The organism is Thermoanaerobacterium aotearoense (assembly GCF_009905255.1).
Lineage (GTDB): Bacteria > Bacillota > Thermoanaerobacteria > Thermoanaerobacterales > Thermoanaerobacteraceae > Thermoanaerobacterium > Thermoanaerobacterium aotearoense.
Window position 1 is genome coordinate 725,196 of record NZ_CP047602.1, and the last position, 24,916, is coordinate 750,111.

The window sequence follows — 24,916 nt, forward strand, 5'->3', positions numbered from 1 at the left end:
GTTTTAATCATATCTATACAACTTTTACTATCTTTTCATATCCATTTCTCTTTAACCTTGGATAAAGCGTTTTGCTTTCATCAAAGTACCCGATAGATATAAGCATCACTACGACCTTGTCATCAGGTATACCAAAGGCTTCTTTTAACTTATCTTCCTCAAAGCCGATCATCGCATGTGAGTCAACTCCGTAGTATTTTGCAGCGTACATTATGGACATGCTTAAGAGTGATGTATTTCTGACGGCAAAATTGTTTGCTTTTAGGTCTGTATTGTACAGCATGTTTTTAGCAAAATCGATGCTGCCTTGTATCTTGTCATCAGGAATTCCCACGTCTCTCATGTACCACCATGCAGGATTATCTTCCTTATATGCGTTTTTATCGCCTATCATGATTAAAGTGACCGGCGCATCAAGAATCTTTGGCTGTTTCAATGCGACATCGTAAAGTTTTTCCTTTGCTTCCTTTGACTTTACAGCGATTATCTCCCAAGGTTGCAAGTTAAATGCAGATGGGGCCAAAACTGCTAAGTCAATTATTTTTTTTAATGTATCCTCATCAAGTTCTTTATTCTTATCAAAGAAATTAACAGAACGCCTTTCTTCGAACACTTCTTTTAAATCTTTCATAATATTTCCTCCTAATTTTGAAATTACACCTAAATTATATCACATGTTTTTCGAAAAACAAAGAAATCGGATAGACATACTATGAAATATGATTAGATCGAAAAAAGTTGTATAATATATGTGGACAAAATTTTGCATTGGAGGTCTTTTTATGGATTGGAATGAGATAAGGGAAAAAGCAAGGGAAAACATGAAAGGCTATTGCAGGGGATGCAAAAGATGTGACGGCATTGCATGTGCTGGTGAAGTCCCTGGTATGGGCGGTACAGGTACGGGAAATGGATTTATCGAAAACGTAAAGGCTTTAGACAGATGGAAAGTCAAGTTGAAGACGCTTCACGATGTTCTAAAGCCTGACATAACCACATCACTTTTTGGCTTTCAAGTCAAGATGCCTGTTTTAGCTGCTCCAATGACAGGGCTTAAGGGAAATGCAGGCGGATATTTGTCTGAACGTGAATACGATATGATGGTTGCAGAGGCGTGCAAAAATGTAGGAACCATATTTATGTCTGGTGATGCTAATGATAAGGACATGTATCCTGCAGGCATCGATGCTATAAAATCAACAGGTGTTTTAGGAATACCATTTTCTAAACCCCGGACAGTAGAAGAAATAATAGAGAAGGCGAAGATTGCCAAAGAAGCAGGAGCTGTGGCGTTTGGCGTTGATGTGGATGGAGCAGGGCTTATCATGATGATAAAAAGCGGTCAGTTTGTGGGTCCAAAATCGAGAAAAGAGATCGAGATGATAGTTGAAAATATTGAGCTTCCTTTAATATTAAAGGGTATCATGACGGCAGAAGAGGCGATGATTGCGGCAGAAGCAGGTGTAAAGGCAATTGTCGTTTCAAATCATGGAGGAAGAGTATTAGATCACACGATGGGAACTGCCGATGTCCTACCTGACATTACAAAAGCTGTTGGTGACAAAATCGATGTATTGGTGGATGGCGGCGTAAGAACAGGCATAGATGTTTTAAAGATGCTGTCATTGGGAGCAAAAGCCGTCTTAATAGGAAGACCTATAATGATTGCTGCACATGGAGGAGGAAGAGAAGCCATAGAGTTTTATCTCAACAAGGTTGCTGACGAGCTGTATCAGGCCATGATCCTCACTGGATGCAAAGACTTAAAGAACGTGCCAGAAGTGTATAAAGCAAGCTGATATGAAAAGATAGAAATGAGGTAATTTTATGACAAATCCTAAAGTTGATGAGTATTTAGAAAAAGTTTCAAACTGGAAAGATGAGTTGGAAAAGTTAAGAGAAATAATGTTGGAGTTTCAATTAGAGGAAGATTTAAAATGGGGTAAGCCATGTTATTCATACAATAAAAGCAATATAGCCATATTGATAGGATTTAAGGAATACTGTGCGATTTCATTCTTCAAGGGCTCTTTGCTAAATGATGAAAAAGGAATCTTAATTAAACCTGGCGAAAATTCTCAGGCATCTCGACAGATCAGGTTTAAAAGCATTGAAGAAATTGCCGAGAAAGAGGATGTTTTAAAGGAATACATCACTAAAGCGATTGAAATTGAAAAGCTGGGAATGAAAGTAGATTTTAAAAAGAACGATGAGACTAAAATACCTTATGAATTTCAGATTAAATTGGATGAAGATCCTATTTTAAAATCAGCTTTTTTTGCATTGACCCCTGGGCGGCAGAGGGCGTACATTATTTATTTTTCGCAACCGAAGCAATCTAAGACGAGAGAGGCAAGAGTTGATAAATATATAGGAAAAATCTTAAGCGGAAAGGGATTAAATGACTAAACGGCGGATGTTTCCGCCTATTTTATTTTTATAAAACATTGTAAAGGCTATTGACATTTATGTATTATAGTGTTATATAATTATATAACAGTATAAAACTTAAGGAGGTTGTTTTATGAGAAATAATTTGATTGAAGCAATTGTCTTCCTTTTATCGATTATCGTGATTCTTGTTGGGTTTGCAGTTGTCATTTCTAAAAAGACGTTTAATATGCAATTGCTTAAGAGATTTAATGAAAGCAGAATGGTGAGGCTGATCTTCTCATTGGTATGTATATTTTTAGCTTGGATTATGCCATGGTTTTCTGTCAAGATGTTGATGGCTATCGGGGCTTTTGGACTTTTAATAAGCATCTTTCCCATTAAAAGGAGCTCTTCCCTTATATCAATAGGGATTGCGGTTATACTTTTTGGACTTGTTGCATTAGGGCTTGTAGGACTATACTCATATCAAGGTGTTGGGAGCGTATCAAATAGCGTATTGCGGATAACAAACAGTTTTCCAATAGACGTAAAGAGCACAGTGGATAATAGCCTACGCATTGATGGAAGCGAAAGAATAATGCCTGATAAGAAAATATCATTAAAAGATGTAAAGAATGTCAACTTATCAGTAAAAGGTGGAATAGAAATAAAGTTTACAAATGATGACACTATTTACATTCCATCCGAATTGAATGTGGAAAGCGATAATGGAAATTTGACAGTTTTTGAAAAAACTCCAAAGCAAAACGTCACTTATGTGATCGAATTGGGAACTAATCCAAATGAGGCTGTAGATATAAGATCTGCAGGTATTGAGATCACTGGAAGCGGTAATTTCAATAATTTCAGTTTAAATTCTGCAGGTTCTTCAATAAATGGCAATATATCTTCTAATAATGATGTGTATTTAAGTTGTGCCGGACTTAAAGTGACCGGGAATTTAAAGGGAAAGGTCTTGAACATTAATAGTTCTGGTACAACTCTGAATGGAGAATTAGATTTTAACAAAATAATTGTTAATTCAACAGGTTTAGCTATAAATGAGATGTCGAGATTTAGTGAGCTAAATATTAATGCAACTGGACTTTACGGTAGAATCGCTATTTTAAACAGCAGCAATGAAAGAGGAAATCTTACTGTAAATTCGACAGGCGGGACATTAACTGTAATAAATAAGAATAAAGCACCTGTAGACATCAATACTTCCGGTTTTATAAAAATAACTAAAGAGTGATTGCAAAATGTTGAGAAAAGTAGACAAACACAGTGGAGTTCCTGCCTATCTGCAGATAACGAATATGATAAAATCAGAAATTTTGCTTGGAAACCTTCAAAAAGGATCGCAGCTATCTTCAATACGTGAATTGCAACAAATCTTTGATGTGAATATAAATACTGTATTAAAAGCATTGGAAAAGTTAAAATCAGAAGGGTATATTGAAGCTGAACAAGGTGTAGGATACTTTGTTAAAAAAGATTTTGATGTAGATAAAAAGGTTATAGAGATAATAAAAACATGTGTAGCTAAGTTAAAAGACAATAGTATAGATTATTATACGGCCATATTGATATTTGAGGAGGTCTGGAAAAATGAGTGACTATAAAAGCAGCTTTACCTTAGAGCTTAAAAAGATGGACGTTTATCTTGAAAAAGAATTAACGGAAAAAACAGGAAGAATTGCAATTTTGATGTTGATACTTTTATTGCCAAGTTTTTTTGTCAAGGAGTTTGCAATACTGTTTTTATCATCATCGCTGCTGATATATGATATACGGCATCAAAATGCTGAACTTCTGTATTCTTTGCCTTTTTCCAAAAAAGAATTGTTTAATTTCAACCTGATTTTTTTGTGTCTTGCCGTTTTTGCCACTTCTGCTTTTGGAGAAATTTTATTGGGCAATACAATTATTGAAAAATTAGACTTTATTTTAAGAAGTTTGATTTTAATATTTTCAATATTTGGGATTCAGATTATACTCTCCGAATTTAATGTTGACGCAGTAGTTTTTAGCTTTATTGCAGTGATTTTCGATGCAATTTTAGGCAATTTTGGCACACCTGATATAAATAGTTCTAATTTTAATCCTTACAGTTTGATAAGTTTTTCAAAGCAAGGGAATTTGGCTATGTCACTGGTATTTTCAATATTGATTTGTTTTATTAGCTATTTAGTATATACGCGAAAGGATGGTGAAAACCACCATGAAAGCTTTGGAAGTAATAAATTTAAGCAAACAAATTGATGGCAAACAAATTATATCAGACGTAAGCTTTTCTGTGGCAGAAGGAGAAATAATCGCACTTGTTGGGCCTAATGGTGCAGGGAAAACCACCACATTAAAATGTATAATGGGCATTATAGGAAAAGATGCAGGCGAAATATTCATTTTTGGGCAGCCTTTTAGCACAAAACTTAAAACAGATATGGCGTTTGTTTCAGAAAACAGAAAGGTTTTTGCTAATTTAAGTTTAGAAAATTATCGAAAGATATATGAGACGCTTTACCCAAATTGGGATGACAACTTTTTTAAAAGCCTCATATCGCGATATGGATTTAATTTAAAACAAGAGATGCAAAAATTTTCGGAAGGACAAAAGACGATTTTGATGTCGATTTTAGCTTTTTCTACAAATGCAAAACTCATTATTCTCGATGAACCAACTCAACACCTTGATCCAGCAGTAAGATTTGAGCTTATAGAAATGATAAAAGAATATGTCAATGACAAAAAAGGAACTGTATTGCTTTCTTCACACGAGATATACGAGTTGGAGGAGTACGCTTCAAGCTTTGCTATTATAAAAAACGGGAGAATAATTTACACCGATTCAATAGATGAAGCGAAACAAAAGCATAGGATACTAAGTGCAAACAAAAATGTAAAGGACATGAAAGTTATAGCCGTAATTAATGACGAGGTTTTGGTTAAGACAGATGAAGATGTGGGCGATTACCCTCGTTTAAATCAAATTATTGTGGGCTATTTAAAAAGCACAGATGAAATTTTTCAAACAAGTTATTCACTTTGATGATTTGATTTGATAAAATATCTTTATATATAGATATAGTTGAATATGTTCAAAGGGGGACATTGAAGTGAAAAACATTGTTATTTATGATTCTACATTGAGAGATGGAGCTCAATCACAGGGGATTTCCTTTACAGTATCAGATAAAATAAAGATTGTTGAGCTTTTAGACGACTTTGGCGTAGATTACATTGAAGCTGGAAATCCTGGTTCCAATCCTAAAGACATGGAGTTTTTCGATATTATAAAAAGAAAAAGTTTGAAAAATTCCAAGTTGATAGCATTTGGCAGCACAAGGCGGGCAAACACGCCGGTGGAGAAAGACGCCAATGTCAGTTCGCTTTTATTGGCAGAGACAGAGTATGTGGCAGTATTTGGAAAATCATGGGACTTCCATGTTAGCGAGATATTGCGAACGACTTTAGATGAAAATCTCAATATGATATATGATACGATAAATTACTTGAAAAATCGGGGTAAAAAAGTCGTATTCGATGCAGAACATTTTTATGATGGCTTTGTGGAAAATCCTGATTACGCATTGAAAACCCTTCAGGTGGCGTATGATGCAGGAGCAGACAGCATCTGCCTTTGCGATACAAAAGGTGGCATGTTTCCTACAGAAATATATGATATAACCAAAAAGGTTGTAGATAAATTTGATTGTGAGATAGGCATACACGCTCACAATGACAATGGTATGGCTGTTGCCAATTCTATAATGGCTGTAGAAGCAGGTGCAATACAAGTCCAAGGAACGATAAATGGATATGGTGAAAGATGTGGAAACGCGAATCTGTGCACAATTTTGCCAAACTTGCAATTTAAAAAAGGAATAAAATGCGTTGAAGACGACAAAATGAGAGAGCTTACAGTGCTTTCAAGAAGAGTAAGCGAAATAGCCAATGCGGCGCCGGATGAAAGAGCACCGTACGTAGGGAGAAATGCATTTGCCCATAAGGCTGGTATGCATTCAGATGCTGTTTGCAAAAACACGAGATCGTATGAAATCATTGATCCAGAGCTTGTCGGCAATGAAAGAGTGCTTTTATTGTCAGAAGTAGCCGGCAGAAGCGCTTTGATAGGCATAGTGAATGAAGTTGATCCAACAATAGACCGTGACTCTGATAAGACGAAAGAGATATTAGACAAGCTAAAGGAAATGGAATCTAAGGGATATAAGTACGAAGGCGCTGAAGGCTCGTTAAAGCTTCTGATATTGAAGACTTTGGGACTGTATAAACCCTCATTTAGGCTTATAGAATTTAAAGTCATAGTCAATGAACCATCTGTTGATGATGTAAATTCGTCTGCCCTCATAAAGATAGAAGTAGACGGGCAAGAAGAAATAACCGCTGCAGAAGGCGACGGACCTGTAAACGCACTTGATAAGGCAGTCAGAAAGGCTTTAGAAAGATTTTACCCGGAAGTCAAGGAGATGAAACTTACAGACTACAAAGTAAGAGTATTGGACTCTAATTCTGCTACAGCAGCGAAAGTAAGGGTAATAATAGAGTCGTCCGATGGAAACGAAGTCTGGAGCACCATTGGCGTATCGACAGATATAATAGATGCCAGTTGGATAGCGCTTGTAGATTCAATAGAGTATAAGCTTAATAAAAAATGACGAAAAAGGGACTGCTGCACAAATGACTGAATAGTTCATGGTGCATCAGTCTTTTTTAATACGCAATTTTACCTTGAGACGCCTTACCATATGTAATAAAATAAATATGTGATTTAGTTTGTGGGAGCTGATAAATTGAAGGAGATATTTTTTGGTCCTTTTTGCAACAATGTTAGAGATATGCTTATTGAAAAGTCGATGGAAACTATTAGAAATGGGAAAAGGGTTTTATACATATTGCCTTCCCGTGAGGCTATGTTTGATGTAAGGGATAAGTTCATCAAATTAAATGGCGGCATCGTAGATGCGGATATATTTGTGTTTGAAGATATAGCGAAGCTTTTGTGCGGCGATTTTATAAAAAATCACACAGTAATATCGACTTATGAGATGAAAGAAATTTTGAGAAGCATCTTGCAAAAGTCTGATTACAATGGGTACTATCAAAATGTAAAAGACAAGGCAGGATTTTTAGAATCTGTCTTAAGCTTCATAAAGACAGCAAAGAGAAACATGTTAAACCCAAATGATATTAAAAAGATTGCCAATAGCTTAAAGAGAAATGTGCTAAAGGAAAAGTTGAATAATTTAGCGGAAATTTACATTAATTATGAGGATTACAAGAATAAGAATGGATTGATTGATGTAGATGACATTTCAGTTAACGCCATTCAATATGTCGATACTTCAAATTACTTTAGCAGAATAGGAATTGTCGTTGTAGATGGCTTTATAAATTTAGATGGTGTGAATATGCAATTATTGAAGAAGATGGCTCTAAATAGCGATCATGATATTTATGTGAATATTCCATTTAAAAATGAGCACAATGAAATCTTCATAAAAAACGGCATCGTGAAAGACTTATTAGATATCGGATTTAGGTTAAATGAAATAATGGAAACGGAAGAAAATGCAGATGGCAGCAATGCAGAGAAAGTTTCTAAATACCTGTATTCAGGAAAAGAGATTATTAAAAGCGTAGATGGCACTATTATGATGCTGAATAGTCCATCGATTGAGCATGAAGTAAGAGAAACTGCAAGGTTAATAAAGAAGAAGATAGTCTTTGAAAAAGTAAAACCTGAAAATATTGCTGTGTTTGTAAAGAATATTGATGACTACAGAGAAAGCATAATTGACATTTTTGACGAGATGGGCATTCCTTTAAGGTTTAATGATGGAAAGAAATTAATGTCAGTGATGATTGCCAGTGATATTTACAGTTTGATTACATATAAGATAAATCGCGATTTTAAGAGCTTTGACAGTATAATGAAATCAAAGTATCTGATGCCTAATGAAATAATAGACGTATACAATAAAGCATCAAAGCTGATAGATGAATCTTATAACGATTATGAAGAAAAAATTTTATCTGCATTAAACGATGGAGAGTTTGAAAAATTAAAAAAATGCATCAATATGCTTGTAGAAAAGCAGTATAAAGATATAAGTGAGTTTCTGGAAAGCATTTTAAATATCATAGAGATGCTTAAAATCGACTTAAACATAATGTCATTGTATGAATCAGGCGTGATAGACGGAAGGAATTTCGTATACAGTTTAAAAGCGTTAGAAGCTATGAAACAAATTCTAAAGAATGTTATGGAATTAAAAAGGCGGTATGGTAAAACTTCCTCTGATGATATTGAGACTATTCAAGAGGACTTATTAGACATGATGGAAAACTGCGATATAATGATTAAAAATCTTGACATTGAAGGTGTGAAAGTGATAAATCCGGACTTGGCAAGAGGTCAGAGATACGATGTAGTGTTTATCCTTGGTGCAAATGAAGGGGATTTTCCAACCACATCTTCTGCCAATCCGATTTTTGATTCACAGGATGAAGCCTATTTGGGAAATAGCCACCTTTATGTATTTAGTCGAAACTTTGAAATAGAAAGGGAAAAAATAAGATTCAATTCATGCATAGCTTCTTCTTTAGGAGATGTTTATATATCGTATAGGACGACAGATAAAGAAGGAAATAAAATGATTAAATCACCATTTGTATATGAGATTGAAAGTCTTTTTGATAAAATGTCACTGAAAAAAGTAGTTGCTCCTGTTGTTTACATGAAAGATAGATTTGCTTATAAGCTAAATGATTTATCCAGCGAAGATGAAATCATGTATTATTTGGCAAATTCGAAATGCGATGATGCTGATTTGAACATTCTGTCAGGTAGGACAAGCCTTGCAAAAACGTACCAACATATTAATTATTTGTCATCATTAGAGAGAAAAAGAGTGACAAGCAATGAGATGAATGAGTACACAGGAAAAATACGCAAAGAGGAAAATTTAAAGATACTTGATGGAATTCACTTAAGCGCATCAGGTTTAAACAGTTATGTTGCTTGCCCTTTTAGTTTTTTTGTGGAGACACTTTTAGACATCAAAATTTTAGATGAGTCAATTGAATTCAAGAAAAACATCGGCTCTACATATCATGAGATTTTGATGAAGTATTACAGCAAAAATGAAGATCTCTACGATGTGAATGAAGAAAAACTTAAAGATGTGATTGATAAAACTTGTGAGAAATTAGATGGCATAAAAAATAATGTCATACTTGAAAAGTTTAAAAAAGAGATGTATGACACTTTATTTAAGCTTATAACAGATGATATATCAAATAGGCTTAATTATTACAAGAAGGCTGGTGCTGAGCTTATTCCTTCGATGTTTGAAAAGAAATTTGAGATAGACTATGGCGGTTACAGACTCTACGGCAAGATAGATAGAATCGATTTAGAGCGAAGCATAGATGGCAATTTGACAGGAAAATACCTCATATACGATTACAAATTGGGTACGATAGGAGGGCTAAGGCAGTGCATAGATGGTTTGGATTTTCAATTACCTACGTATTACATGGCTGCAGAAGAAATTCTTAGTAATGAGCTTGGCATCGAAAATCCATCCTGTTTAGGCTTGCTGTACTACAGTGTGGAAAATGTCAAAAGAAATGGGATCTTGCTGGATGAATACAAGAAATACCTATTTAAAGGAAATGCAGGCCCGAGAGATGTATTAAGCAAAGAAAGCTTTGATGTGATAATTGATTGGATCGAAAAAAAGGGGATTGAAAATGCAGACAGAATGATGACGGGTTCTTTTAATCTGCCTGAAGTATGTCCATATGACGATTCTAATATCAGATGTCCATATGCATCAATATGCAGGTATGATAGACGTGAAAACAAAAGAGGTGAAAATGGTGTACAGCATGTTGATTGAAGAAGATCTAAGCCAAGAGCAATCAAAAGCTCTTGATATAAGCAAAAACGTAGCACTAAGGGCTGGCGCTGGTTCTGGCAAAACGAGAGTATTGACTAAAAGGTATATAAAGCTTTTGAATGATGTAGCTGATATCAAGATTGACAATATTGTCGCAATAACATTTACTCGAAAAGCCGCTGCTGAAATGAAAGAAAGGATAAGAAAAGAGATAGAATCACTGTGCAAATTAGATAAGGATAGCAAAAAATGGACGGCGTTTAGAGATTCACTGATATTTGCCAATATTGATACAATTCACGGCTTTTGCGAGAAAATGATAAGAGATAATTTTGCTGAAGCTTCAGTTGATCCCATGTTTTCCATTATGGATGAAGCGGATGTCAGTACGGCAGTTAAAAAGATAGCCGAAATTGCGATAGATGAAGTGGTAAATGATGAAAACAACAAATATCTTATAAAGACTATTTTAGAAAAATACCCTTCAAAAATATTTACGGGAAAAATGTTTCAAGCTGAAATAGTAAGCTTATATTTCCGCATAAAAGAGGCTGGGATATCAGTTGAAGACATAAGATTGTCTTGTGACAGCGATGAATCAACAAAAGCCATGGAAACTTTGGCCTTTGCTACATTAAAGAAGATAGATGAGAATTATAGAAAATTCAAATCAGACAAGAATTTGCTTGACTTTAACGACTTAGAGATGATTGCTTTAAGACTTCTTTCCAACGATATCATAAGAAATGATTATTTTGAAAGGTACAAATACATTCTCATAGATGAGTTTCAAGACACGAATCCGATTCAAAAAGAGATTATTTTAAAGCTATCTGAAAAAGATGGGAAAATTCCGGATGGCAAATTATTTATTGTAGGTGATATAAAACAGTCAATATACGGCTTTAGGGGGACGGATTTTAGGATATTTGATGAATTTTGCAGAAGAATAGAATCAGGCGGAAAGGTGCTTAATCTAAGCAATTGCTACAGAAGCACAAAAAACATCATATCAACAGTCAATGAGGTTTTTAAAAATTTGATTGAGCCATATGAAGAATTGAAGTTCCAAAGCTTTGCCGACGATGGTCCTAAAGTAGAGCTCATTACTTATAAAAAAGATGATGTAGTTAATGAAAAGAATGAAAGATATAAAAAGATAAAACAACTTTTGAAAGACGATGCCAATAAAGAAAAGCTGAACGATCTGCTGATGGAAGACGGAGCTTTGGCTAATTCAAGAAAGGATTTTCAGGGCATGATTGTAGCAGGCAGGATTTTAAAGCTTGTGGACGAAAGATTTGATTATAAGGATATTGCTGTACTTTTAAGAAGCAGGTCAAGTCTTAAAAGCATTGAAGGCGCACTTGCGAATTGTGGCATACCATATTGCATCATAGGTGGGATTGGATTTTGGGATAAGAGGGAGATTACCGACATCATTTCGGTTTACAAATTGGCTTTTGATACATCGGATGAAGTTGCGCTTCTTACAGCCTTAAGATCGCCTATTTTTGGATTTAGCGATGATGATTTATTTGCTTTCATGAATATATACAATGGCGAATCTGTAGATGATTTATTGGAAGCCTTAAAAAATTTTTCTTCCATGTTTTGCGACGATAAATTGGTCATAAAAAGAGCTTGCAACATTTTTGATAGGATTTCGAAAATGAGGGGTGTATACAGTCCATACGAGATATTCAAGACGATTTTGAAAATCACAGAGTATAAAAAACTTTTGATTTCTTTGCCAAATGGATATCAAAAATTTAGAAATGTGGAGAAATTGGAGAGCATAATCAAAAGCTTTGAAGAGAAAGGCATACTCCATCCAAAAGATTTGATTGGGTATTTAGACGCTTTGAAAGAGTCATCAGGGCTTGACTCTGAAGCTTTTTTGGATACGGAAGAAAGCAATGCCGTTAAGATTATGACTATTCATTCATCAAAAGGGCTTGAATTTGATGCTGTAATAATACCTGACATGGATAAAGCTACTGATGGCATATCTGTGAGGAAGGCTCCTTTATTTATGTTAAATAAAGAAGGCTACATTTTTGGTATAGGCGTCAATGATGATGGAGATTTGGATAAATCGGCAAACAGTTTATATAGAGAGGAATATGACAAGTATCTTGAAAGGGAAAATATGGAGAGCAGGAGGCTTTTTTATGTAGCTTCTACGAGGGCAAAGAGATTTTTGTCTTTTATAGGACAAGAGAAAGACAATGTAGATGACATTGACGAAGACAGCAAACTTAACTCATTTATGAAACAGTTGATGTTTGCGATTAAAGATGGGTGTTCTAATATAGACTACATTGATGGCAGCTGTTTACAATCATGTGCAAAAAACAAACCTTATGATGTGAAAGGATTGGATGAAGATGTAAACAAAATAAAATTATTTGATGAATTGGTAGACAAAGTACCTCTTAGCATTAAAGGCAACGTTTCTGTAACTGCATATATTGATTATCTGATGTGCCCTATGCTTTACTATTATAAATGTATTGCGTCGCTTGATGATAAATATGTGGAATCAGATGAAAACAGCGATGATATTTACTCAAAAAATGATGAGAAAATAAGTGCTTTAGAGAGAGGGACGATTATTCATAAGATACTTGAAACTTTAGATGATGATGACTTTATTGATGCAGGTAGTGCCAGTGATGAAAGCATCAAAAGGTATCTTGACAATTACTACATGCTGGAAGATGAACGTAGAAAGAGGATAAACGGCAGACTACTAAAAAGATTAAAGGAGTATAAATTTAGGGTGCCCATAGACGACAACATAAATTTAAACGGAGTAATCGACAGAATCGACATATACGAAAATGATGGAAACATTGAAGCATACATTTTTGACTATAAGACAAATAAAATAGATAGCAATGATGATTTGGAGAAAATAGCAAGACATTATACACCACAGATTCATGTTTATTCGTATGCTTTACGGCGATTAAAAACCATCGGTGGTTTTTCACCAATTTTGAAAGGTGCTTTTTTGTACTTTTTAGATGTGGGAAAATATATTCAAGTTGATATTTCAGATTTTTACGTCATGGAGACATTAGGGAAAATACGTGAGGCTGCACCATTTTTATTAGGCACCAAAGGGATTGAAGAATATGTCAAGCGAAAAAGTGAATATTGCAGTATGTGTTCCTACAACAAAATTTGCAAATAGTATTGGATTTTTGTTTGTAATATGTAATAATATGGTTAAGTATTATTTAATGGGGGGTGGGTAAATGACAGACCCGAGGTTAAAAAAACTTGCAAATCTTTTGGTAAATTACTCAACAAAGGTTAAAAGAGGAGATTTTGTATTGGTTCAAGCAGGGGATATTGCTATACCGTGGATAAACGAAGTAGTTAGGGAGGCAGTGAAGGCAGGGGCTCATGTTGAGACACTGGTTGACATTCCTGACGTGTCAGAGATTATCTTGAAAAACTCTACTGATGAACAACTTCTCATGGAAAAGTATATTCAAAGAATCGCTCTTGAAAAAGCGGACGTATGGCTTACTGCGTGGGCTAACAAGAATACAAAGGCTAATTCAAATGTAGATTCTGCAAAGCTTAAATTGGCGGCAAAAGGAGCATCTTCATGGAGGAAAGTCTACTCTGAAAGAATGGGCAATGGTTCTTTAAGATGGTGCGGTACGCAATACCCAACACAGGCAGATGCACAGGAAGCTGAAATGAGCCTAAGTGAATACGAGGACTTTGTCTATGGTGCAGGGTTATTAGACAGCGATGATCCTATATCTTTGTGGCAAAAGATACGCATGGAGCAAGATATATGGGTTGATTATCTCGACAAAAAGTCAGAATTGCACATTGTATCAGATGGAACTGACATATACGTCAATACATCAGGCAGGAAGTGGATAAACTGCAGTGGCACAGAGAACTTTCCTGATGGAGAGATTTTTACATCACCTGTTGAAAGCAAAATCAATGGTCATATCACTTTCAGTTTCCCAGGAATATACATGGGTAAAAGCATAGAAGGCATATACTTGGAAGTAGAAGATGGGCATGTCGTTAAAGCTACTGCAGAAAAAGGCGAGGATTTGCTGCACGCTTTGATGGATACAGATGATGGTGCTAAGCGTTTTGGTGAAGTAGCCATAGGCACCAATTATGGCATACAAAAATTTACGAGAAATATGCTTTTTGATGAAAAAATAGGAGGCACAGTACATATGGCATTGGGGGATTCTATGCCTGAAGCGGGCGGCAAAAATCGCTCTGCCATTCATTGGGATATGCTTTGTGATATGAGACAAGGCGGAGAAATATACGCTGATGGTGAACTTTTCTATAAAGATGGACATTTTATTAAAAGTGTTTTGCGATGATATTTAAAAAGGCGTTGGCATGAAGCCGCGCCTTTTTAATATTATACTGTAGGCTCTTGTTTATCGAGTACAAATACACCTGGTACTAAAAGCAGTATTATGACGATTATCAAAACTATCCATACCCAGTAATAGTCGTCTTTTGGTTTCTTCTTGCAGTCAGTTCCAGCCATTACAATACCCCCTTTTTATATAAATGGGAACAGATACAATAACATATTATGATAAAAAAATATTTTTGTTACGGTATAAAATATTCCTTGTTTCTACAAATAATGATATAATGTTTATGTCTAATATTAAAATTTTTTGTCATATTTTCGATATAATGTATGAACGTTTAACTTAACAATGTAAGGAGGTCAATAATGCTGAATCGATGCTTCTGTGGGGGAGATGTAAAGATAGAGATGGCAGATTATGAATTGATTAAGGGGAAAAAGACGGTAGTCTATAAAGAAGTTCCGACTTATGTTTGTCAAAAATGTGGTGCTAAATATTATGACACAGAAGTATTGGATAAAATATTGAAAAAAGAAGAAAGAAAATCATTTTTTGGACTTATTAAAGCGTGATCTTTAAGGTGTAAGTGAATGAAAATAATTGTAAATAAACAAGATGATAATTTGACATTGAAGGAGTTTTTACTAAATAAGGGCTTTTCTCCAACTTTAATAAGAAAGTACAAAAATCGCGGGAAAATGATGGTAAATGGAGAAGCTTCTACAGTTAATAGAATCGTCTTTGAAGGAGATATTGTAGAGCTTTTTTTGGATGATGAAAACACATCAGTAAGGCCCGAAAAAATGGATTTACATATATGCTATGAGGACGATGACATATTGGTTGTCAATAAAGATGCCGGCATCGTTGTCCATCCTACAGCCGGGCATCCTGATGGCACACTGGCAAATGGTGTAGCTTGGTATTACGAAAAAAATAATATTAAGGTGCCGATAAGGCCAGTCAACAGGCTTGACAGAGATACATCTGGCTTAATCATTTTTGCCAAAAATCCCTTTATGCAAAATTATCTTCAGATCGTCTGCCCTATGAAAAAATTGTACATTGCAATAGTCGAAGGAGATATGGATGACAGAGGAACGATAGATTTGCCTATAAAAAGAAAACCAGGCAGCACAATTGAGCGAATGGTAGACGATGAAGGAGATATGGCGGTGACACATTTTCGTTTGCTAAAAAGGGGAGAAAAGCTAAGCCTTGTAAAGTTAGAGTTAAAGACTGGCAGAACTCACCAGATAAGAGTTCATTTAAGCCATATAGGACATCCTATCATTGGTGATACGCTATATGGCTCAGATACTTCTTATATAAAGAGGCAGGCCCTTCACGCTTATAGACTTACATTTAAGCAGCCTTTTATTGGGAAATGTATATCTATTTATTCACCTATTCCGGACGATATGAAGGATGTTTTAAAAGATGCCTTCTAAGTCAAAATCAGGGATGAAATTTTCTGATGCACTTTCATCATCCTGTACAAACCCGTTTTCCAATCCTATTTCGAAGAAGTATTCTATCGCTTCTTCATATTCTTTTTTGCTTATCCTTCTATTTAGCTCTTTGTATTTACTTGCGTTGTAAAATGGTGTATATTGTCCCATCAAGCTTACGTATACTTCTTTAGGGAGATTATCTTTTATCCATCTAAGGATCTTTTTTGTCTCATCTAATTTCCCTGGCAATATCAAATGGCGTATAATTATCCCCTTTTTCATTATGCCGTCGTTGTCAAATACGGGATTGCCTACTTGACGATACATTTCTAAAATCGCTTTTGTGGCAAATTCAAAATAATGCGGTGCATTAGAGTATTTTACAGCTACTTCATCACTGTAATATTTTAGGTCAGGCAGGTATATATCTATGAGTCCATCTAAAGTCTTTAAAGATTCTAAATTCTCATAAGCGTTTGAGTTGTAAACGATAGGCATGCTAAGCCCATTGTTTCTCGCTGTTATTATGGCTTCTTTTATTTTTGGAATAAATATTGTAGGTGTTACGAGATTGATATTGTGAGCACCTGCTTTTTCTAAATTCATAAAAATATCTGCCAGTTTTTCTGGTGAAACACTTACTCCAAAATTTTCTTGACTGATTTTGTAGTTTTGGCAAAATACACATCTTAAATTGCAGCCTGTGAAAAATACCGTCCCAGACCCTCTGCTGCCACTTATGCAAGGTTCTTCCCACTCATGAAGATATGCTTTTGCTACATGTATTTCACTTAACATGCCGCAAAAGCCTACTTTTGTACTGCGATCAACATTACAATTTCTCGGACATATATTGCATACTTGTGATACCATTAAAAACACCTCATAAGTATTTTATCATATTTAGTGTATAAACAAAGTGTGAAAATTTCTTTAAAACTTATGGTTAAATTATAACTTTTTGCCAACAAAATGAATCGACGAAGTGTCTATAGATTGTATTAGTTCAGATTGAGGAGGTAAAAAATTGCATGACGAAAAACAAAAAAATGACGATGAATTTATAAAAATATATATGAAGTACAAAACACCTGTGTATTTTTATCTTTTATCTATCCTGAAAGATGCTGGACTTTCAGAAGACATCATGCAAGAAACATTCATAAGAGTGAGAACAAACATCTATAAATATGGCTCTATTAATAATTTACGAACATGGATAATGAAAATTGCTCGGAATCTTGCTTTAAATTGTTTGCGGGATAGAAAGTTTGAATTATTAAATTATGAAGAAATAAATGCTAATGTTGAAGAAGCTGTAAATGTTGATGAGTTTGTGACGGATTCTATAATGATAAATGATATGCTGAATTATCTCAGTAATGATGAGAGAGAAATATTTTCGCTGCATGTCTTTGGATGTTATACACATAGAGAAATTAGTGAGATTTTGAATATTCCACAAGGTACTGTACGGTGGAAATATTCCATAATCAAGAAAAAACTTCGTAAATTATTAAAAAAATATTAGGAGATGGTATTATGAAGTTGTATAACTTTTATGAGGAATGTCGCAAGTATGCTAATGAGCATACGCCTGATGTATTAGAAAAGGTATTGAAAGCACCTTTAAACGAAAATACAGAAAATACAAGCGAAGAGTGTCAAAAAAGATCAGTATGGAATTATTTGTTGACATCATTCATAGCAGCGGCTATTTTGATGTCTTTATCAGTAATATTTGTTAATATACATTTTTTAGGATCAAGTAAGAAAAATGAAATTGCTCCTAAGGTTACTTTAAGTACATCATATAATATTGTCTATGCTATGCAAAAAACTTATGACAATATTAAAACTATTGTAATTGAGGGCAAAGAAATATCAAAAAACATGAAGACAAATGTGGTTTTATCTAATAATTCCTGGAAAGAAATATATGCTGGCCCATTAAACTATCGATATGAAATGCCTGATTTTATAAGAGTCGTAAATGGTGATAAGTCATGGAATTATTATAAAGACTTGAATCGGATTGAAATAATTCCTTCAGATCCATCTGGCTCACCTTTCTTAGCCCTTAAATCAAAAATAGATGATATAGCAAAAAATGATAGTTATAAATTGGTAGGCAGCGAAAAAATAGATGGAATTGATACCAATGTAATTGAAGTAAGATCAGGTAATTCTAAGAATGATAACTGGGTAGAGACTTATTGGATAGATAAAAAGACAAATTTCATTTTAAAACAAGAAACTTGCCATAACGATATTAAAACTGTAATAACGTATAAGACAGACTTTGCTTCTGACGTTGACAAGGAAAGTTTAAAACCTAATTTTCCTTCAAACGTTCCTGTAATTAATAGACTAAGTGATTTTAATATTTTTCGTTCAATTAGTGATGCCCAGAAAGCTGTAAATTTTGATATAATTGTACCAGATAAGATTCCTAAAGGTTTTAAGCTATTTGAGGTATGGAAATATAAAAATGAAAATGCCATTGAGCTTGACTACTACAACGAGGATTTTACAAAATTTATATTTATACAAGAATACCATAAAGATAAGACAACTGTAAATATTATGTCAAATTTAAATGACGAAGTATTAAAACGATTGAAGGATGATTTGAATAAATAGGCAAATATATTTTATTGACATAAATTAGATAATAAATGATATTTAAAGTAAGCGTAGGAGTGAGAGAAAATATATTCTCGCTCATACGCTTATTTTATTTCACTTATGTTTAAGATTGAAAAACCTGATCTAACGGTTTTTCACCCCATACTGCAACTGGACCAGCATTGTATCTTTTTACAAGGTGATCTGAACTTATATTTCCGAAAATTCCATCTACAGTTATATTGTCCCAGGCTTGAAAAGACATTAAAGCATTTTTAGTTTCTGGTCCAAATATGCCATCTGCTTTGCAGTTACAGCTTGAAATTAAATAGTATCTGCCGACGGCATTTAATGCATATTGTAATCTGTACACATCTTGTCCCGTATTGCCCTCAGTTAATGTACGCGTAAAAGGATATGTCATTATTTTCACCTCGCTTTTATTATTTGTTTGAAAGGAATTCATCGGCCGATTTACCCTTCTATATAGAAAAGAGTATTTTATTTTTAAAATACAACCTTTTTTAAAGGTATTTTTAAATTTTAATTTTTTTTAATCATTTTTAATGTTTATGTAATATTTGACAAATTGATTAGATGTATAATAGTGCTAGAAATTGTGAGGGAGGATGATCACATGAAAAGATTTTTGGCTGGTTTATTGATTTTAGCTTTACTTTTAACTGGATGTGGAATTGCTGCAAAACAAAGCAATGCAGTTAATTCTTCAAAATCAAATGAATCTGATATTATGTGGAAATGGTCTTTTAAAAACAATCATAAAGCATTAGAAAATTTACAGATTTTCAAGTCAACAGATAAAGGTAATTCATGGACTGAAATAAATTTACCTATAAACACTCTTCCAAAAGATGCATATAGTGACGTCTATGTGGAAAATGTTGTCCCATATTTTTTAGACTCTGATAATGGTTGGATTTCATGGATAAATAATAGCGATACAATATTGTATATGATTAAAACGACAGATGGAGGCAAAACGTGGAGCAAACTAATTTATAAACTGCCACAATTATCACAAAGCATTTCGAAAATCCAATTTGTAACACCAAATATAGGATGGCTTTTAGCTGTATCTGATGGAGCAGCGGAGCAGCAAATTAAATATTTATTTAAAACAAATGATGGAGGTAAGACGTGGAAAAAAGTTAATGTTACTTCATCAGATTCTTATTCAGGTTTACCAATTGTAGGGACATCAACTGATATGATATTTTATGGCGTAGATAATGGATGGGTAGGTGTATCAAATCCGGTATCAGCGGATGTGATCTTGTATAGAACAGTTGATGGAGGCAATACGTGGATTAAAGTTTCAGTTCCTATACCACAAGGTTATGAAAAATATTGTATCTTGTCGGCTTCAGTACCTGTATTTAAAGACGATAAAAACGGAACATTAAACGTCGATTTCTATAGGACAAACAATGGCAAAGCTGAAAATCACACTGTGACTTATGTGACAGATGATGGAGGAAACACTTGGTCAGCAAATGTATACGCGTATGATGAAAATAAACATATATTTGTAAAATTAAAGACAAAAGGTGAGATTAAAAAATTTGACTTGATGGATTATGTAATAATGAAGGATTACAAAATTACAAGTGTTGCTGATGTAAAAACTGTATCTCTGTCTTATGATAATAAACTCATATATGTTAATTTTAATTTGCCTGAAGATACTGATAGCATAATTATTCAGGTTAATGATGGAAAGTTTATTAAATTTGGTGATAGATATGGAGGCGCGACTAATGGGGTTTGGTCTCCTAACCATGATGAATTGGCTTTTACATCCGGTACAATAGGTAAAGGTGGAGTATATTTGTACGATGCTGAAAATAATTTTTATAAGAATTTTCATGTTCCTTATATTAATATTGCGAAAATTTTTTGGAATTGCGATGGTGATCGCATTTCTTTTATAGGAGAAAAGAATAGTGATTTTGAACTATGTACTATTGATCTGAAAAATGGCAAATATTCAGTTATCAATAAATTAAATCCAGAAGATATAAAATCACTTGAGAAATCTATTATATGGAAGTAAAGGCAGGTTACTTCCCTACCTTTTGCCACATAATATTGTTAAAAATTTCAGAGAAGGTGTGAAAATGAAAAGACTTTTTATCAGCTTGTTGATTTTAACTTTATTTTTAAGTGGGTGTGGAAGTAATATTAAAAATAATAATATAAATTCAAATTATAAAAATTTAACGCCTATAGAATATTATACTGTATATAGTAATTTTCTAACTTATACAGATATGTCTAAATCTCCAAAAGAAGGAATATATGTGTTTAAATATGATAAAGAATGGGATGAATTTAAAAAAGAGCATTTTGAGGATGTTGAATTTTTAAGTAATAATCAATTTCCTAATATTTCTCTCGATACTACAAACAAAAATCTCATTTGTGTTGTAATATATCCACCGAAACCGACATATGTTCCACAATTTTATATTAAAAATATTGAAGTGAATAATAAATACTTATATATTTACACTGATACAACCGGTATTGTTAAAAAGACTACAGGCATAAATGAAAATACCATTTATGTCATATTGGTTACCATGAAAAAAGGAATAATCAAAAACAATATTATTTCGCGTTTGGAATAAATTTAAAAAAGACCATGTGATAGAGAAAGTGATTCAACTCTTTAGATTTTTTTTATTTTTTTTCTAATGAGTACCTATAGATGAAGATGCAGCCAATATGGAATTTAATAAATACAGGGGGATGTCCTTACCTGCCAACGTGCTAAGAGATGTATAATTGAAAAATTCTTGCAACTCTAACACCTCCATCAAAGAAAAAGTTTAAAATTATCTATTTTCTCTTTATCTATTAAAAAGTACATGATTTTAAAAATACAACCCATTAATTGTAGTTTTTAGGAAAAACAATCATATAGGTAAGAAAGTAAAAACAGGGCCTAACAATTTATTTGCCCTGTTCCCCATTGAAATCTATTATATTGCACATATTATAACATAATTTTAAATTAATGTAATTTATTTTAATAATTTTTAATAATTTGTAATATTTGCGTAATAAATAAGGAGATGATTAGTTGTATAATATTGTTAAAAGTTTTAAGTAGGAGGAAGATTACATGAAAAGACTTTTTATTGGCTTGTTGGTTTTGACAATATTTTTAAGTGGTTGTGTAAGCAAAACAAATGATGTTATAAAGAATAACAATGCCAAGCAAACATATGATTTTCAGTATATTAAAATGATGACACAATACAATGGTTGGGCTTTAGGAGAAAATAAAATTTATATTACTAGCGATAAAGGTAAGACATGGATTGATGTATCACCTGCTACTAAAAATAACATTTTTTCATGGTACTTTTTAAACGAAAATTATTCTTGGGTGCTTTATTCAGATGGAACTTTACATGAGACCAGAAATAGAGGCAAAAGTTGGGTTGGTTCTAAAGTTCCTTTTACAATGGGCAAGTTATTTTTTCTTCAAAAAAAAGATGGATTAAATGGTTGGATGTTAAAAGAATATGGGCCGGCTTCTGGAGATAATCCTATTGACGTGTATAAATTAATAGATAGTAAATGGAAACTTATTAGCAAAGGGAAAATGCCAAACAATTCGTTAAAAGATGATAATTCAATTTCATTTGAAGGCGAAAAGACATCTTTCATTTTTTTACCTGATGCTAAGACTGGCATTATCACAGTAGAATATCGTATACCGGGAAAATATGGATTGTACTTAAGCAGTGATAGTGGCTATACATGGAATAAAAAAGATATACCATTACTTTCAAAATTCAAAGATGATAGCATTTTATTTTATTCTCCTAATTTTTTTGATTGCGAAAAAGAAACTATCGTAATTTTACCGGTTTGTATTTACGATATTAAGCATAATGACTATCAAATAATTTTTATGAACAGTAGTGATGATGGCTCAACATGGAAAGAATTATCGTCATTTTCAATAAAAGAAAAACCGATTGAGATAAATTTAGTAGATAAAAATAATTGGATTATTTTAACAAATAATTCGCTGTTTATTACAAATAACAACGGTAAAACCTGGAATAAAATTAAGCCTCCTAAGAATACAGTACAAATACAATTTATAGATTCTAAAAATGGATGGGCTTTAGTTAAATCACAATTGGATACACATTTATATTACAGTAATAATGGTGGATCTTCATGGGAAAAACTGTTTTAAATTTTAATTTTTTCTTAATCATTTTTAATATTTATGTAATATTTGACAAATTGATTAGATGTATAATAGTGCTAGAAATTGTGAGGGAGGATGATCACATGAAAAGATTTTTGGCTGGTCTATTGATTTTAGCTTTACTTTTAACTGGATGTGGAATTGCTGCAAAACAAATCAATGCAATTAATTCTTCAAAATCAAATGAATCTGATATTATGTGGAAATGGTCTTTTAAAAACAATCATAAAACATTAGAGAATTTACAGATTTTCAAGTCGACAGATAAAGGTAATTCATGGACTGAAATAAATTTACCTATAAACACTCTTCCAAAAGATGCATATAGTGACGTCTATGTGGAAAATGTTGTCCCATATTTTTTAGACTCTGATAATGGTTGGATTTCATGGATAAATAATAGCGATACAATATTGTATATGATTAAAACGACAGATGGAGGCAAAACGTGGAGCAAACTAAGTTATAAACTGCCGCAATTATCACAAAGCATTTCGAAAATCCAATTTGTAACGCAAAATACAGGATGGCTTTTAGCTGTGTCTGATGGCGCAGCGGAGCAGCAAATTAAATATTTATTTGAAACAAATGATGGAGGTAAGACGTGGGAAAAAATTAATGTTACTTCATCAGATTCCTATTCAGGTTTACCAATTGTAGGGACATCAACTGATATGATATTTTATGGCGTAGATAATGGATGGGTAGGTGTATCAAATCCGGTATCAGCGGATGTGATCTTGTATAGAACGGTTGATGGAGGCAATACGTGGAGTAAAGTTTCAGTTCCTATACCACAAGGCTATGAAAAATATTGTATCTTGTCGGCTTCAGTACCTGTATTTAAAGACGATAAAAACGGAACATTAAACGTCGATTTTTATAGGACAAACAATGGCAAAGCTGAAAATCACACTGTGACTTATGTGACAGATGATGGAGGAAACACTTGGTCAGCAAATAGCGAGAAATCTATTATGAAATAAAGGCAGGTTACTGCCCTACCTTTTACTACATAATATTGTTAAAAATTTCAGAGAAGGTGTGAAAATGAAAAGACTTTTTATCAGCTTGTTGATTTTAACTTTATTTTTAAGTGGGTGTGGAAGTAATAATAGTGCAAATATTCACTCAAAAAATAGCTCTCTAAATAGTAAAGTAAAAGCAGGTATTAACTCAACTTCAAAAATTAATTCTAAAGAAGCAGATTTGCAAAAGTCTAATATAGATGATAGTAATATTTATGATGTTTTAAAAACAATTAAACCTCAGATACAGAAAGCCACAAATGTGCCAGTCATATTGCCAACCTATGTTCCAACAATTGAAATACTTAATTTTCTGGGTTCTTCTGTCAGAAATAATAAATACTATGCCATTAAATATGAAGCTAATAAAGATTATTATTTTATCGCTATAGATACTATAAATGCGATTATTCCTATTAACGATGAACGTTTAACTTATATTCCAGTCGGTTTAGACCCTCTCACATTTTTTTTGCTTTCGGCTGGTGAAAACAAATTTAAAGATGAGATTAAATATCCAATAATTAAACCTAATAAAACATTTAAAAAGATAGTAATTGACGATGTAGAATTTTTAACAGGTGAAAATTTTCCTGGACAGTTAGCATATACAAAATATAATAATTGGGATATTTATATACGAGGCTATGATAATAATGATATGGTAAAAGAAGTTAAAAGTTATTTATCGTATTTTCGATTATTTAAAAGTGATATAAAAGAAGGAGAAATTTTTATTGAAAATAACTCTTTCCAATATATAAAATGGACATCAAAAGCAGGCTACAATTATTGGTTATATCCACATGCCAGTGATATGGACGTGATCAAAATGTTTAATAGTTTATTTTAATAAAAAATATTC

The 24,916-nt window shown here is 33.2% G+C and carries 23 protein-coding genes; 19 read left to right on the top strand and 4 right to left on the bottom strand.

Going from position 1 to position 24,916, the window contains the following annotated elements:
• Positions 1-13: 13 nt before the first annotated feature.
• Positions 14-631: a nitroreductase family protein gene (locus tag GSH73_RS03535; protein WP_014759363.1), complete on the bottom strand. Its 618-nt coding sequence runs from the start codon at positions 629-631 to the stop codon at positions 14-16.
• 151 nt (positions 632-782) lie between these two features.
• Here GSH73_RS03535 and GSH73_RS03540 point away from each other — a divergent pair, with 151 nt between their 5' ends.
• The 10 genes from GSH73_RS03540 (at position 783) to GSH73_RS03585 (ending at position 14,683) form a co-directional block, all read left to right on the top strand.
• On the top strand, positions 783-1,799 hold the full coding sequence (locus GSH73_RS03540) for an alpha-hydroxy-acid oxidizing protein (RefSeq protein ID WP_014759362.1): 1,017 nt from the start codon (positions 783-785) through the stop codon (positions 1,797-1,799).
• 28 nt (positions 1,800-1,827) lie between these two features.
• Positions 1,828-2,409: a YdeI/OmpD-associated family protein gene (locus GSH73_RS03545; protein ID WP_014759361.1), complete on the top strand. Its 582-nt coding sequence runs from the start codon at positions 1,828-1,830 to the stop codon at positions 2,407-2,409.
• Positions 2,410-2,524: 115 nt separating this feature from the next.
• Positions 2,525-3,628, top strand: a complete 1,104-nt coding sequence (locus GSH73_RS03550) for a hypothetical protein (protein WP_014759360.1) — start codon at positions 2,525-2,527, stop codon at positions 3,626-3,628.
• Between the two features lie 7 nt (positions 3,629-3,635).
• Positions 3,636-3,992 carry a GntR family transcriptional regulator gene (locus GSH73_RS03555; protein WP_014759359.1) on the top strand — a complete coding sequence of 119 codons (357 nt, stop codon included), beginning with the start codon at positions 3,636-3,638 and terminating at the stop codon, positions 3,990-3,992.
• Complete coding sequence (locus GSH73_RS03560) at positions 3,985-4,638, top strand: hypothetical protein (protein ID WP_014759358.1); 654 nt, start codon at positions 3,985-3,987, stop codon at positions 4,636-4,638. Before GSH73_RS03555 ends, GSH73_RS03560 begins: the two co-directional genes overlap by 8 nt.
• On the top strand, positions 4,598-5,425 hold the full coding sequence (locus tag GSH73_RS03565) for an ABC transporter ATP-binding protein (protein ID WP_014759357.1): 828 nt from the start codon (positions 4,598-4,600) through the stop codon (positions 5,423-5,425). The genes GSH73_RS03560 and GSH73_RS03565 overlap by 41 nt, the downstream gene beginning before the upstream one ends.
• 67 nt (positions 5,426-5,492) lie before the next feature.
• Complete coding sequence (gene cimA / locus GSH73_RS03570; RefSeq protein ID WP_014759356.1) at positions 5,493-7,052, top strand: citramalate synthase; 1,560 nt, start codon at positions 5,493-5,495, stop codon at positions 7,050-7,052.
• Between the two features lie 135 nt (positions 7,053-7,187).
• Entirely contained in the window at positions 7,188-10,301 is a 3,114-nt protein-coding gene (locus tag GSH73_RS03575; protein WP_014759355.1) for a PD-(D/E)XK nuclease family protein, read from the top strand.
• Positions 10,204-13,503: a UvrD-helicase domain-containing protein gene (locus tag GSH73_RS03580; protein ID WP_233432488.1), complete on the top strand. Its 3,300-nt coding sequence runs from the start codon at positions 10,204-10,206 to the stop codon at positions 13,501-13,503. Before GSH73_RS03575 ends, GSH73_RS03580 begins: the two co-directional genes overlap by 98 nt.
• Before the next feature lie 64 nt (positions 13,504-13,567).
• The gene (locus GSH73_RS03585) at positions 13,568-14,683 is read left to right on the top strand and encodes an aminopeptidase (RefSeq protein ID WP_014759353.1); all 1,116 of its coding nucleotides are present in this window, start codon (positions 13,568-13,570) and stop codon (positions 14,681-14,683) included.
• A gap of 41 nt (positions 14,684-14,724) precedes the next feature.
• On the opposite strand, the gene GSH73_RS13665 is transcribed toward GSH73_RS03585, so the two are convergent.
• The gene (locus GSH73_RS13665) at positions 14,725-14,856 is read right to left on the bottom strand and encodes a hypothetical protein (RefSeq protein ID WP_014759352.1); all 132 of its coding nucleotides are present in this window, start codon (positions 14,854-14,856) and stop codon (positions 14,725-14,727) included.
• A gap of 195 nt (positions 14,857-15,051) precedes the next feature.
• On the opposite strand from GSH73_RS13665, the gene GSH73_RS03590 reads away from it, so the two are divergent.
• A complete protein-coding gene (locus GSH73_RS03590) occupies positions 15,052-15,258 on the top strand; it encodes a YgiT-type zinc finger protein (protein WP_014759351.1) in 207 nt (68 codons plus the stop codon).
• An 18-nt stretch (positions 15,259-15,276) separates the two neighbouring features.
• The gene (locus GSH73_RS03595; protein ID WP_014759350.1) at positions 15,277-16,137 is read left to right on the top strand and encodes an RluA family pseudouridine synthase; all 861 of its coding nucleotides are present in this window, start codon (positions 15,277-15,279) and stop codon (positions 16,135-16,137) included.
• Here the strand turns inward: GSH73_RS03595 and GSH73_RS03600 are convergent.
• The gene (locus GSH73_RS03600) at positions 16,120-17,013 is read right to left on the bottom strand and encodes a radical SAM protein (protein ID WP_014759349.1); all 894 of its coding nucleotides are present in this window, start codon (positions 17,011-17,013) and stop codon (positions 16,120-16,122) included. The two genes, GSH73_RS03595 and GSH73_RS03600, sit on opposite strands and share 18 nt — an antisense overlap.
• Positions 17,014-17,167: 154 nt before the next feature.
• Between GSH73_RS03600 and GSH73_RS03605 the strand changes: the two genes are divergently transcribed.
• Positions 17,168-17,671, top strand: a complete 504-nt coding sequence (locus tag GSH73_RS03605) for an RNA polymerase sigma factor (RefSeq protein ID WP_014759348.1) — start codon at positions 17,168-17,170, stop codon at positions 17,669-17,671.
• An 11-nt stretch (positions 17,672-17,682) separates the two neighbouring features.
• On the top strand, positions 17,683-18,783 hold the full coding sequence (locus tag GSH73_RS03610) for a LolA family protein (RefSeq protein ID WP_014759347.1): 1,101 nt from the start codon (positions 17,683-17,685) through the stop codon (positions 18,781-18,783).
• A gap of 109 nt (positions 18,784-18,892) precedes the next feature.
• Here the strand turns inward: GSH73_RS03610 and GSH73_RS03615 are convergent, their stop codons facing one another.
• A complete protein-coding gene (locus tag GSH73_RS03615; protein ID WP_014759346.1) occupies positions 18,893-19,234 on the bottom strand; it encodes a peptidoglycan-binding domain-containing protein in 342 nt (113 codons plus the stop codon).
• Positions 19,235-19,405: 171 nt separating this feature from the next.
• Between GSH73_RS03615 and GSH73_RS13545 the strand changes: the two genes are divergently transcribed.
• The 5 genes from GSH73_RS13545 (at position 19,406) to GSH73_RS03640 (ending at position 24,904) form a co-directional block, all read left to right on the top strand.
• Complete coding sequence (locus GSH73_RS13545) at positions 19,406-20,842, top strand: beta propeller repeat protein (protein ID WP_235062585.1); 1,437 nt, start codon at positions 19,406-19,408, stop codon at positions 20,840-20,842.
• A 64-nt stretch (positions 20,843-20,906) separates the two neighbouring features.
• Positions 20,907-21,419, top strand: coding sequence for a hypothetical protein (locus GSH73_RS03625; RefSeq protein WP_152528721.1), 513 nt, complete (start codon positions 20,907-20,909; stop codon positions 21,417-21,419).
• A 497-nt stretch (positions 21,420-21,916) separates the two neighbouring features.
• Complete coding sequence (locus tag GSH73_RS03630) at positions 21,917-23,008, top strand: VPS10 domain-containing protein (protein ID WP_038069772.1); 1,092 nt, start codon at positions 21,917-21,919, stop codon at positions 23,006-23,008.
• 98 nt (positions 23,009-23,106) lie between these two features.
• Positions 23,107-24,009 carry a VPS10 domain-containing protein gene (locus GSH73_RS03635; RefSeq protein WP_160175238.1) on the top strand — a complete coding sequence of 301 codons (903 nt, stop codon included), beginning with the start codon at positions 23,107-23,109 and terminating at the stop codon, positions 24,007-24,009.
• Positions 24,010-24,073: 64 nt separating this feature from the next.
• Positions 24,074-24,904, top strand: coding sequence for a putative periplasmic lipoprotein (locus GSH73_RS03640; RefSeq protein ID WP_014759345.1), 831 nt, complete (start codon positions 24,074-24,076; stop codon positions 24,902-24,904).
• The last annotated feature ends 12 nt before the right edge of the window (positions 24,905-24,916 follow it).